9 protein-coding genes are annotated in these 12,689 nt (G+C 53.6%); 4 read left to right on the top strand and 5 right to left on the bottom strand.

The window, feature by feature from the left end; all coding sequences use genetic code 11:
- The first annotated feature begins 929 nt into the window (after nucleotides 1-929).
- From G9Q73_RS17685 to G9Q73_RS17675, 3 genes are all read left to right on the top strand, one after another.
- The gene (locus G9Q73_RS17685; RefSeq protein WP_177420954.1) at nucleotides 930-1,565 is read left to right on the top strand and encodes an AAA family ATPase; all 636 of its coding nucleotides are present in this window, start codon (nucleotides 930-932) and stop codon (nucleotides 1,563-1,565) included.
- Nucleotides 1,566-1,801: 236 nt separating this feature from the next.
- Nucleotides 1,802-2,380 carry a DUF302 domain-containing protein gene (locus G9Q73_RS17680; protein WP_177420953.1) on the top strand — a complete coding sequence of 193 codons (579 nt, stop codon included), beginning with the start codon at nucleotides 1,802-1,804 and terminating at the stop codon, nucleotides 2,378-2,380.
- A 287-nt stretch (nucleotides 2,381-2,667) separates the two neighbouring features.
- A complete protein-coding gene (locus tag G9Q73_RS17675; RefSeq protein ID WP_177421518.1) occupies nucleotides 2,668-3,102 on the top strand; it encodes a hypothetical protein in 435 nt (144 codons plus the stop codon).
- A gap of 100 nt (nucleotides 3,103-3,202) precedes the next feature.
- On the opposite strand, the gene G9Q73_RS17670 is transcribed toward G9Q73_RS17675, so the two are convergent.
- The 4 genes from G9Q73_RS17670 to polA form a co-directional block, all read right to left on the bottom strand.
- The gene (locus tag G9Q73_RS17670) at nucleotides 3,203-5,293 is read right to left on the bottom strand and encodes a GGDEF/EAL domain-containing response regulator (protein ID WP_177420952.1); all 2,091 of its coding nucleotides are present in this window, start codon (nucleotides 5,291-5,293) and stop codon (nucleotides 3,203-3,205) included.
- A 141-nt stretch (nucleotides 5,294-5,434) separates the two neighbouring features.
- Nucleotides 5,435-6,490: a 3-deoxy-7-phosphoheptulonate synthase gene (locus G9Q73_RS17665; RefSeq protein WP_177420951.1), complete on the bottom strand. Its 1,056-nt coding sequence runs from the start codon at nucleotides 6,488-6,490 to the stop codon at nucleotides 5,435-5,437.
- A 229-nt stretch (nucleotides 6,491-6,719) separates the two neighbouring features.
- Nucleotides 6,720-7,661, bottom strand: a complete 942-nt coding sequence (locus tag G9Q73_RS17660) for a nitric oxide reductase activation protein NorD (RefSeq protein ID WP_246345373.1) — start codon at nucleotides 7,659-7,661, stop codon at nucleotides 6,720-6,722.
- 33 nt (nucleotides 7,662-7,694) lie between these two features.
- Entirely contained in the window at nucleotides 7,695-10,391 is a 2,697-nt protein-coding gene (polA, locus tag G9Q73_RS17655) for a DNA polymerase I (RefSeq protein ID WP_177420950.1), read from the bottom strand.
- Between the two features lie 248 nt (nucleotides 10,392-10,639).
- On the opposite strand from polA, the gene G9Q73_RS17650 reads away from it, so the two are divergent.
- Complete coding sequence (locus G9Q73_RS17650; RefSeq protein ID WP_177420949.1) at nucleotides 10,640-11,695, top strand: GGDEF domain-containing protein; 1,056 nt, start codon at nucleotides 10,640-10,642, stop codon at nucleotides 11,693-11,695.
- A gap of 29 nt (nucleotides 11,696-11,724) precedes the next feature.
- On the opposite strand, the gene G9Q73_RS17645 is transcribed toward G9Q73_RS17650, so the two are convergent.
- Nucleotides 11,725-12,189 carry a DUF4124 domain-containing protein gene (locus G9Q73_RS17645; RefSeq protein ID WP_177420948.1) on the bottom strand — a complete coding sequence of 155 codons (465 nt, stop codon included), beginning with the start codon at nucleotides 12,187-12,189 and terminating at the stop codon, nucleotides 11,725-11,727.
- Nucleotides 12,190-12,689: the final 500 nt, after the last annotated feature.

Raw genomic sequence — 12,689 nt, 5'->3', positions numbered from 1 at the left:
TGTGTACTTTAGTTCAGTTACATGTGCTCATCAGTCTTATCAGGGTCGAAGTTTGCCCCCCTGTCTACTCTCTGAACCATCAGCCCCGTTGCTGCCCGGACAATATGCAGTGAACCCTGCACCACCATCCGATATACTGATATCACGTCCTCAGGTGGCTTACAATCATCGCCTCTCCCGCCCCGGGGTCTATGTGTTGCGGGATATCGCTTTCCGACCGCTGCAGAAAGCCTATCGACCAAATAATCAACAGCTTCACGCGTGACTATCAACCATCCCGCGCTCCAATGATATCGGCCACGGTCCGGCAGCATATGGCTCAACCCAGGTTTCGGCCAATGAATGTTTCGCCGGTACAGAGGGACTATCGTGCGTTGGCGCAAAGGCCCCTGCCTGCCGCCAATCCGCAGTACAGGCCCGCTGTAAATAAGCGTGCAACTTTTGTCGCGAAAAATACTGCCTCCCGTAACCTGGATAGGTTTCAGCCATATCAACGCTACGCTTTTCGACCGGTAAATCGTGCTGCCGGTCAACCGGGCGCAAGGATGCCCGTGCTGCCCAACCGCAGGATTGAACCCCCTGTCCTGAGGAGTCGCTATTCGCAGAGAGACTATACTCCTTCGATTTCGACAGGGAGGCAGGTTTCCAACAGCAACCCCTACTTGTCGTCATTCCGGGAGTGGAGACAACCGCATGCTGATAACACGGGGATCAGTGGACGTGCAAATGAGCTGCGCTACCCGGGTGCCTACCAGGCCGTAGATCAGGACTGGTATCAAATTGAGAGAAGCCCATACGCGTTGGACGGATTTGATTCATCACCAACAATGAGTCAGGTAGATTATATTGACCATTTTCCACTGATGGAGTGAAATCAGGCCTGTTGGTGAAGGCAAATGCTTACGCCACAGACTTGAAAAGGGGAGTGCATGATAACAGTAATCGGTAGTCTCAAGGGGGGATCCGGCAAGAGTACGGTGACCTTCAACCTGGCTGTGTGGTTGGCATTGGCAGATGCAAAGGTGTTGGTGGTTGACGCAGATCCGCAAGCGACCTTAACGGATGTTGTGGATGTCCGGGTGGAAGAGGGTTATGAACCCAAAATCCAGGTCGTGGATGCATCGGGACTGAACCATAAAAAACGCTTCAAGGAATTTGATGAGGTGCTTATCGACGTTGGCACCGCAGATATCGAATCGATGAAGCGAGCCTTGACACTGGCGGACAGGGTTGTGATTCCGGTGCCCCCCTCACAGGCGGATATCTGGTCGACCCAGCGGTTTATCCGTTTTGTCGATGACAACGTTGAGGGCAAGAATCCTGAACTTTTGGCATTTATCAATCGTGCGGACACCCATAGGGCGATTCGTGAGTCAGATGAGGCTGCCGCCGCACTGATCTCGCTTTCAGACATCAGCTTTGTTAAGCAGAGACTGTGTCAGCGTACGGTTTTTCGGCGCTCATTCAGTGAAGGGCTTGCTGTCTTTGAGCTTGATCCACGGGGTAAAGGGACTCGGGAATTCAATGCATTGACCGTAGCTGTCTACCCACACTACATCGGTTAGCCATTGACAACAATTAGTGTCCGTTCGGAAAGCTATATCCAACCACAAAGAATACAAAGTGCACTAAGGCAAGAGGTTGATTAACCATATTTTCTTTCGCCAGCGGCTTTGTGGGCTTTGTAGTGAATGATCTTTTCTGATGAACGCTTGAGTAAAAGTGACGTGATTTTAGCGCGTTAATATAATCATAATGATGCGGACTCTATGAGCATCAGATGAGATTGGGGGAGAGAGATATGGGATTTATCAGAAATATATTGGCGCTGATCGGTCTGGTCGCAGTGCTTGGGATTGGAACGCTGTATGGCAAGTATGGCGATGTCTTATCAGGTTTCGACCCGGGGGCAGGAAAGGCCTATATGGAGATGATTGAGAAGCTTTTGGAGACCAAAAATGCGGCAGAGGCCTCGGTCTGGAAAATTCCGGTTGAAGAGGGGTTAACGGCAGAAGAGGTCGAAGAGACTATGAAGTTCGTGGCTAACGAACATAATATGTCGCAGGTGGGTGAACTGCCGCTTTCCAAGGATATCGAAGCGAAAAAAGGGGAGAGTTACCGATTCGTCAAGATCTTTCTCTTCTGCAACTCCCTGACTGCAGCGATTATGCTTGACTATTCCGACGCCTATTCGGCCTACTTGCCTTGCCGGGTCACATTGATCGAAGATCAGGCAGGAAAGCTCTGGCTGGTTGCACTCAATATGGATCTGATGATCTATGGCGGCGAACCTTTGCCTCCTAAGTTGAAACAGGAAGCCATACAGGTGAAGGAGTCTATTCTTGATATTATGAATCGGGGCGCTACCGGCGAGTTTTAACGTCAATGTTCTAAATGCTTAACTGAAGCCCGGCTCTGCCGGGCTTTTTCGTTCCAGTGGCTTGATGGGGAGGATTTAGTCGATAAAAAATGAACAATAAAAGCCAGTTACCTGGAAGGCATTAGAATATTAATATATACTTCATGTATTGTTGTGATAAGTTTAGTCTATGCTAGACTTAATGATTACTCATATGTGAGTAGGGTATTGTATTGATGACTGAAAAAGAGAAGGCCGTGGCTGAAAAAACTGCCGAAGCCGACGAGAATAAACGTGAACAATACGGCATGGATAGGCTTTCCCTGGCCTTTGAAACCAGCGCAAGGCGCTGGGAATTGATTGTTTACCCGTCACTCTTTGCTTTTATTTTACTCGCCGCCTACGGATTCTATCTGGTCTTCAGCTTGGCGAAAGATGTCCATTTCCTTGCTCTCAGTGTCGATTCCAACATGAGTATCATGGCAAGCAATGTGCAGAGTATGACTGACAGTGTGGGTCAGTTGACAGCAAATGTTCGTACCATGGCTGTCAGTGTTGATTCGATGGCTCAGGATGTAAGGACTTTGGAGCCTATCCTGTCAAGTATGGATACCATGAGTGAATCGATGAAGTCCATGACCGAGTCAACCTACTATATGTCGCACGATATGCGTTCGATGAATCGAAATATTCGGGATGTTTCCAGACCCATGACAAAGTGGAACTCATTTATGCCGTGGTAAGTCTTGCTGGACTTAGCTGAAAAGCCCTGCCGGGGGGGGACTCCCTGCGGGGCTTTTTGTTGGTCGCCAGGAAGCCTGATATCCTTTGATTTTTCAGCTGTCAGGATTGCTTGAAATCATAGCTGATGGTAGCGGAGGGTTCCTGTAGGAAGTATCCCCTTATATAGTTCACCCCAATGGACCAGAGTATCGCCAGACTGTTGGCGTCTTCAATGCCGGTGGCGACGGTTTTGATATTGTAGGATTGGCCAATCCTGTTTGCTTCATTGAGCGCATCCTGCTTTTCCTGGTTGCCGGCCAGGTCATCGAGAAATTTTGGATCGAACTGAATGTAGTTGATGGGCAGGTTACGCAGCAGTGTTTCCGGTTTGGGGGTGAGCCCGAAGTGGTCGATGGAGAGTTGGCATTTGATCTTCTGTAGCCCCCCAGTCAGCTTCTGCACCTGTTGCAGATGAGCGCGAGCGTCACTGTCGCTTATCTGGAAAATGACCCAGGGTCCCTTGGCCTCAAATTCTCGCAGGCAGTCACAGATCCATAACAGCAGGGTATCGTCTTCCAGTGTTGTGCCGGAGATATTGATGAAGAAGTTGATCTTGCGACCTTTCTTCCGCTGTACAGAGAGTTCGGCAATGGCATGCCGGATAACCCATCTGTCCACCGCAGCCATCTTTCCCATCTCATCGGTTTGCTTGAGAAAATAGTTGGGCTGAATTTCCTCGTTGTTGTGATCGATCAGCCGCACCAGTACTGCGTAGTTTTCCCTGGTGTCTCCCTGTAAGCTGATAATGGGTTGGTAGACCAGTTTAAACTGATCGTTTTCAAGGGCGTGCTGGATCAGGTGGCTGAGATCTGTCTCATTGCCGGCTTTATCCTCTTCTTCCTGCTGAGTCGCTGCGATGGCGACAGAAAACTGGCTCCCCCCCTGCTGACGCGCATTTTCGCAAGCGTGGTAGGCAAGGTTGAGGAATTCCTGGCCACCGGGTATCTCTGCTGATGAGAGGGCGATGCCGACGCTACTGGTTGGGCTGATATAACTTGCAGTCTCGGCGTATTCGCGAGTATCGATTTCGTTGCAAATGCGAACAGCGAGTGATTCCACTTCCTGTCTGTCTGTCAGCGGTGTTAGCAGAGTAAATGTGTGATCCCCGAAGCGGGCAAGCAGATCGTCAGAATGGGCCAGGCCGGTCAGGATATCTGCGACCTCATTGAGCACGCTGTCACTTGCAGCGATTCCGGCACTGTTGCGAATCTCCTGAAAATTGTCCAGTGTGATGTAGAGCAGGCTGTGAGTCGGTGAATCCTGATCTTGTTGCTGACGAGTGGTTTCCTCCAATATACTGAGAAAATGTTGTCGATTGTAGAGGCCGGTATATGAATCCTGGGTGCTTAGCAACCGCAGTTTAGCTTCTAGCTGTCTGTCGTTCGTTTGGTCACGAATAACCAGTTGGGTGCAGGGTTCACCATCGATACTGGCAGGGGAAAAGCTGAGCTGGGCGCAGAACTCCTTTTCATCGTCACGTAGGCAAGTGACCTCTATCTCTGCAGTCTGCTCATGATCTGCGGAAAGGGAGCGTAGAATTTTTTTGAATTTCTTATGTTCTGGCGGGGCAATCATATCGAGGATCGGCAGACCTTCGATCTCTTTTTGCTCAACCTGACCGAACATCTGGAGATAAGCTGGGTTTGCCTCGACATGCATGCCTTCATGGATATAGGCAATGGCTTCACGTGAACTCTGGATCAGTGTGTGACAACGTGCTTCTGCCTCTTTCAACTGAGATTTGGTTTTGTCGAGTTTGCGCTTTGTGAGCAGGCTGCTGAATTCCCGTTTGACTGCCAGGGTAAGATGTTCGCTGTTTTTGCGCGTAACGACATCATTCACGCCTTGGTTCATGGCGTTGACGATGAAATCCTCATTTCCTGGCTCGCTTAGGGCGATTACCGGAACTGCAACGCCACACTCCCGGAGCAGCGACATCAGATGCTCGATGCCGATATCACCTGATTCTGCGGTGTAGATCACCATGTCGAGTGATGAAGCGGAGCGGATCTCTTTGGCAATGCGTTGATCGTCCTGATTCAGGCGGTTGGCGTGAACCGTTACACCTGAGTTGCGCAGGGATGAGATGTAACCCTCCACCTCAGTCATGGCGTTACCGATGATGAGTATTTCGATCGCTGGATCAGGCATGCACGATTATCCTGCAGTTAAGCGGAATGATTTTTCCCATTTGAGATTACTGCCAAGCAAATGAGGGGTCAACTGGATTGGTCTGGGAATTTGTGCTGGCGCACGTTTTATCGGCAGATACTGGTTTCTATTGTCGATAACTTAGTGTTTCTTCCGTCTCGCACGAACAGCACTGGCCAACTCCTCAAGTAGCGGTGTGCTTTCATCCCAGCTGATGCAGGCATCGGTGATGCTTTGGCCATAGGTTAGCGGCTTGGTTTCCTCACGGTCTTGTCTGCCAGCGACAAGGAAACTTTCAATCATGGCGCCCATGATACGTGTATCACCGCGGCTGATCTGACTGGCGATATCCAGGCCAACCAGCAGTTGGCGCTCATGCTGCTTGCGGCTGTTTGCATGGCTGAAATCGACCATCATGCGTGGTTGCTGGCCGGTGGCTTCCATCTCATCTGCGGCAATATTGATGCTTTCGGAGTCGTAATTGGGCCGGCTGCCTCCGCGTAGAATGATATGGCAATCATCGTTGCCGCGAGTCGAGAAAATAGCGGAACGTCCCTCTTTCGTGACTGAAAGAAAATGGTGCGGCTGGGAGGAAGAGCGGATGGCATCGAGAGCAACCCTCATGCTGCCGTTGGTGGCATTTTTGAAACCCACCGGACAGGAGAGTCCTGAGGCCAGTTCACGATGTACCTGACTTTCAGTAGTGCGGGCGCCGATAGCGCCCCAGCTGATCAGGTCTGCAATATATTGTGGGCTGATCAGGTCAAGATATTCGGTGCCGGCAGGAATGCCGAGATTATTGATGTCGAGCAGCAGTTTCCTGGCCAGTCGCAGGCCTTTATTGATTGCAAAACTGTCATCGATATCCGGGTCGTTTATCAACCCTTTCCAGCCGACGGTGGTGCGTGGCTTTTCAAAGTAGACGCGCATGATGATCTCAAGGTCATCTATGAGTGCTTCACGCACCGGTTGCAGTCGTTTGGCGTAGTCCAGTGCGGCCTCCGGGTCGTGGGCCGAGCAGGGACCGATGATTACCAGCAGGCGATCATCCTCATCGTGCAGAATGCGGTGGACTGCCTGTCTCGCAGCATAAACGGTATCAGCGGCCGAATCGCTGATGGGAAGTTCTTCATGCACTTGGGCAGGAGAGCTCAGTTCTATGATCGCTTTGATGCGAAGGTCGTCAGTCTGTTTCATGCGGATCGGATGAGCACTCGGTTTGAAATTGTTCAGGCGAACAAAAAATTATACACGCTATTGTGGGTTGGGAGGAAGGAGGAAGGTTAAAGGCGAAGGGCGAAAGGTGACAGGTGACAGGTGACAGGTGACAGGTGACAGGTGACAGGGAGTTCCGAAACTTGATGGCAATGGGTGGTGCGCGCTTGGAACTCCCAAGCACCCAGGCCTTTAGTCTTTAGCCTGTATTTTATTTCGTCAGCGCCATGAAGAGTTTGGGAAGCTGCTCCGGTAGTCGCTCGACACGGTCGATGACGGTGTACTGGTTGCCGAAGATGTCCTTCACATACTCGTCGGCCTTGGGGTCGAGGTTGATACAGTAGGTGTAGATGCCTTGCTGATCCGCCTCAACTACCGCCTTGCGGCTGTCTTCGATGAGCTGCCGGTCATCACTGACATCGATGTCTGAGGGTTCACCGTCGGTAAGGATCAGCAGCAGTTTTTTGTCGGCTTTGCGTGCCCCGAGATAGTGGCTGGCGTGGCGTATGGCAGCGCCCATGCGGGTCGACCAGCCCGCCTCTATTGCGGCAAGTCGGCCTTTGACTGTGTCGTCCCAGTGTTCGCTGTAGCCCTTGATGTGTTGATAACGCACCTCGTGGCGGGTATTGGATGAGAACCCGGCGATGGCAAAGGCGTCCCCGAGTTGTTCGATGGCCCAGCCGAGCAGGGTGACTGCCTCTTTGCTCAACTGCAGAATCGACTGGTCGCAGCCGACGGGGATCTGATCGACAGATTCGGAAAGGTCGATGAGCAGCATTACGGCCAGGTCACGGCCATCGGTACGGTGGCTCATGTTGATACGGGGGTCCGGCTGGGCTCCGCTCTTGAAGTCGATGAGTGAGCGGATGGCGACATCCAGGTCGAGTTCGCTGCCCTCTTCCTGATAGCGGATGCGCACCAACTGCTGAGGTTTGAGCATATCGAGCAGCCGTTTCAGCTGTTTGGCCAGGCTGCTGTGTTTGGCCAGCAGTGCATCGATTTCGGCAGCGCTGCCACCGGGATGCAGGCTCTCGTAGAGGCTGACGTAGTCGGGATTGTAGGTCTTGGCCTTGTAGTCCCACTCCGGGTAGTGGCGTGGCGGCAGGCCTTCGAGTTTTCTCGTCTGATTTTTTGCGTTTTGATTCAGCGTCAAACATCTCAATACGTAACCCCGTATATGGAGTGCTTAATGCGCTTCGTCCCAATTGTCGCCGATGCCGACATCAACCACCAACGGCACCGCCAATTCTGCGGCGGACTCCATCTTCTCTCGCAGCATAACGCTGGTGGTTTCGACATAATCCTCTCTTACCTCCACAACCAGTTCATCGTGGACCTGCATCAGCAGTTTCACCGGGGGTTGCTCTGCCTCTATCCAACCATCGACAGCGAGCATGGCGCGTTTGATGATATCGGCGGCCGTGCCCTGCATCGGGGCATTGATTGCGGTGCGCTCCGCCGCTGCCTTGCGTGGTCCCCGGGCGTTGATCTCGGGCAGGTAGAGGCGGCGTCCGAAGAGGGTCTCTACGTATCCCAATTCATGGGCCGACTCACGGGTGCGGTCCATGAACATTTGTACGCCAGGATAGCGGGAGAAATAGAGGTCGATATACTGCTGCGCAGCACTGCGTTCGATCCCCAGCTGTTTTGCCAGTCCGAAGGCGGACATTCCGTAGATCAGACCAAAGTTGATCGCCTTGGCGGAACGACGCTGATCCGGGGTCACCGTTTCCACTGTTTCTCCGAACACCTCGGCGGCGGTGGCCCGGTGGATATCCTTGCCTTCAGCAAAGGCCTGCAACAGCCCTGCGTCTCCAGAGAGGTGGGCCATGATACGCAGTTCGATCTGGGAGTAGTCTGCGGCAACCATCTTCCAGCCGGGTTGAGGTATGAATGCCTGACGGATGCGGCGGCCAGCCTCGCTGCGCACCGGGATGTTCTGCAGATTGGGGTCGGAGGATGAGAGTCGGCCGGTTGCGGCAACCGCCTGGTGGTAGGAGGTGTGAACCCGTCCGGTGGCCGGATTGACCATCGCCGGCAATTTGTCGGTGTAGGTCGATTTGAGTTTGGAGAGGCCGCGATGCTCCAGGATCAGGGCTGGCAGTTGATGGCCCTGCTCCGCAAGTTCCACCAATACCGACTCCGCTGTGGAAGGCGCGCCTTTGGGGGTCTTGGAGATGACCGGCAGTTCCAGCTCATCAAAAAAGATCTGCCCGATCTGCTTGGGAGAGGCCATGTTGAAGGGGCGGCCCGCGACCTCGTAGGCCTGCTGCTCAAGATTGTGCATGCCTTCCGCCAGCTCCCGACTCTGGGCCGTAAGCATCTCCCTGTCGATCAGAACCCCGTTGCGTTCGATGCGGGAGAGCACCGGCACCAGAGGGATCTCGATCGACTGCAGTACGCGTGTTAGTGAAGGCTCACTTTCAATCTTTGGCCAGAGTGTCTGGTGCAATCGAAGCGTGATGTCTGCGTCTTCTGCGGCGTAGGGGGCCGCCTGTTCGAGGGGGATCTGGTCGAAGGTGAGCTGTTTTTTGCCCTTGCCGGCGACATCCTCGAAATGGATCGTCTCATGCCCCAGGTACTTTTTCGCCAGCGAATCCATGTCGTGGCGGGTGGCAGTGGAGTCCCAGATGTAGGACTCAAGCATGGTGTCGAAGGCGATGCCGCGCAGTTCGATGTCGTAACGGGCCAGCACGCTCATGTCATATTTCAGGTTCTGTCCCACCTTTTTCCGGCTCGAATCCTCCAGCAGCGGTTTTAGCTGAGTGAGTACCCACTCACGGTCTAGTTGCTGCGGTGTGCCGGGACAGCTATGGGCAACCGGGACATAAGCGGCCCGGCCCGGTTCGATGGAAAAGGAGACGCCGACGATCTCCGCCTGCATATAGTCGAGGCTGGTGGTTTCGGTATCGAAGGCAAAAAGATCTGCTTGCTGAAGCTGTTTTAGCCAATCGTTGAAATCGGCCTTTGTCAAAATGGTCTCGTAATGCTGCTCGATGGCGGCTGGTTTCTCCTCTACAGGCGCTTCGTTGGCAACCAGTGTGGAGAGCAGCCGGGAGGACTCCATGCGGGTGTAGTGTTCGCGCAACCGCCCGGTATCCGGTGGGGTCGGCAGATACTGCTTCGGCCCAAGTTCCAGCGGCACATCCAGCTTGATGGTGGTGAGGATGCGCGAGAGGGGCAGGAAGTTGAGGCTATTGCGCAGGCTTTCGCCGATCTTACCCTTGATCTCATCAGCGTGGGCGACGAGGTTGTCGAGATCGCCGTAAGCGGCAAGCCATTTGGCGGCGGTTTTGGGACCGCACTTCGGGACGCCGGGGATATTGTCCGCGCTGTCCCCTACCAGTGCCAGATAGTCGATGATCTGTTCCGGTGTGACGCCAAATTTGTCCATTACGCCCTGACGGTCTGAGAAGGTCTCAGACATGGTATTGATCAGGCTGACATGCTCGTTGACCAGCTGGGCCATATCCTTGTCGCCGGTGGATATCAGCGTCTCCAGGCCGAGATCCGTGGCTTGTTGCGCCAGGGTGCCGATGACGTCGTCCGCTTCCACGCCTTCGATCATCAATAGCGGCAGTCCCATAGCCCGGATGATATCGTGCAGAGGTTCGATCTGCACCCGCAGTTCTTCCGGCATCGGGGGACGGTGCGCCTTGTATTCACTGTAGAGCTGGTTGCGAAAGCTGCCGCCGGGGGCATCGAAGACCACGGCAATGTACTCCGGGCTGTAGTCGTCGATAAGGCGACGCAGCATGTTGAGCACGCCGACGATTGCCCCGGTGGGTTCACCCTTCGAATTGGCTAGCGGCGGCAGCGCGTGAAAGGCGCGAAACAGATAGGAGGAGCCGTCGATCAGGATGAAGGGTTTGCTGGATGCCATGGTCTGTCGTCGTGGTGTGGAAGAGAGAGGATGTTAGCCGATCTGTTGCCTGTTTGTCGCCGGGCCTCTGCAAAGAGGGGGGGAGCAGCGAAATATGACCGAAATAGGATTTTTTTGATTTATTGCTAAAGCTAGTAATAACCCTGCCGATGCCATGCTTACATCGCGGGATTTGTACCCTTCCCCCTGTTGCCTGCGTTTTGTCGTCTACCTTCGTCAACTATTAGAAAAAATATTAGGTAACCAATATGTCAGAACTTATGCCCTGCTTTCACCTTGATCCACCGGACAAGGCGCAACAGCATCACGCTGCGGCGCTCGATTTTCTCGAGCGGCATGGAATCCCGCCAAACCCAATATGCTACGCGATTGCCTACGAGTATGATGCCGGCCGCAAGCCGGAGCTGAATCAGGAGATCGAATCGCACCTGGATAGAGGCAGGGCGCTTGATGTGCACTACCTTCGGGAGTTTTTTGATACCCATTTCATGGGGCAGCCGGATGATAAGGTGGGCGAGCATATCGCCGATCTGCACAATCTGCTCTATAAGGTGCTGGAGGGCGTATCCGGCGCTTGCTCAGGTGCAGCCGATTTCGGCAAGGTGCTGGAGACCCAAACGAATGAGTTGAAAGGAGATCCAAATCTGGTTGACCTGAAACGGATCGCTGATACTTTGTTGACGGCCACGACCGAGGCCATATCGTCCAATCAATCGATGCGTAATCAGCTCGAGTCTGTCGAGAAGGATACCTCTGAACTCAAGAACCAGGTTAAACAGTTGCAGGATCAGGCGAGCAGGGATTCGCTGACCGGGCTTTACAATCGTACCGCGCTGTCGCAGCAGCTCGACTCTATGATCGAACGAGGTGCCAGCGAGGATGCCCCACTCAGCCTGTTGATGGTGGATATCGACCATTTTAAACGGTTTAACGACAACTTCGGCCATTTGATCGGTGATGAGGTAATCCGGCGGGTGAGCATGGCCCTACAACATGGCGTGCGGGACGTGGATGTTGCGGCGCGCTTTGGCGGAGAGGAGTTTACCGTGGTGCTGCTGGATACAGATCTGGATGAGGCGATGGAGGTAGCGCAAAAGCTCCATGAGGCGATCAGCAAGTTGGTGTTGGTCAGACGTAGCACGAAGGAGAAGTTACCCGGCATTACTGTCTCGATGGGCGCCTCCTGTCTGCATCCGGGTGATTCGCGTGAGTCGCTTATCGAGCGGGCCGACCAGGCCCTCTATCACGCCAAGGAGAGTGGCCGAAATCGCATTGTCAGCGAGACCGAGACCCTGGTTCATTGAGTCTGTTTGAGGGGTGGAGCGGATGGTGGCTACTGCCTGCACCACTGCTCCACATCGGCCTTTAACTGCTCAATGAATCGGTCTCTCTCCTTATAACTGAAATAGCGCCGTCCATGCTCTTCGCTGTAATCGTAAATGCTGCCGGCGGTTGTGTAGCTCTCCAACCGTGAACGGGCCTCTTTGCAGCGAGCCTTGCGTTCGGTTTTTTTCTGCTGCGATTTCTTCTTTGCCTCTTTGCGTGCCGCCCGCTCTTCACGATAGATGTCGAGCATGCGCTGCCGGGTCGCCTTCCGGTCGTTGCGGATTGGAGGAGGGGTGTCGCTACGGGGTGAAGTGCGTAACTCTATCTCCTGCCTGTTTTCGGCCACGGGACGGTCGCTATAATGCGTTCGCCCCGCCTCATCCACCCATTTACAGAGATGCCAGCATGTACAGGGATACCGCAGGCCGGCAAAACCCGGACTTTCCATCGAGAGAGATGTCTCATTTGCCACTTCCTCATCTGCCTGATATCCAAGATTAGCACGCCTATATTTTCGGGACAGCGGCCAGAGGTCGAAATAGAGTGGGATAATCGTTATTATCGTTACATACCTGAGCCGCGGAGCCGGGTGAATTCGGATAGGCTCATGCCGCACTCGCCGATATCCGCCACCTTCATACTCCTCTTCCTCGCTGACCCGGATACTCCGTCACGATCTTGATGTGATCATCCAAACCGCAAAGCTTCGCACTGAATACTCCAGGACAAAGATCGTCAGCAGGCCGACGAACTGTCCCAAAAAAGGTTGCGCTATCATTGTCAGCGGCACCGCCAGCAGGCCCCACATGCCCACTGCACCGTGGACTGAGATGGCACCACCGGGTCATCGATCAGCTTGTCCAGGTAATGATGGAGAAGACCATCAGGACGCCACCCGCGGCACTAATCAGTGTTGCCACCTAACGAGTCGGGGTGAGGAGCAATACGTAACTGAACGAAGCATACCGATGC

It is taken from the genome of endosymbiont of Lamellibrachia barhami, from assembly GCF_011947365.2.
Lineage (GTDB): Bacteria > Pseudomonadota > Gammaproteobacteria > Chromatiales > Chromatiaceae > QGON01.
This window is presented reverse-complemented; position numbering and strand designations above follow the sequence as displayed.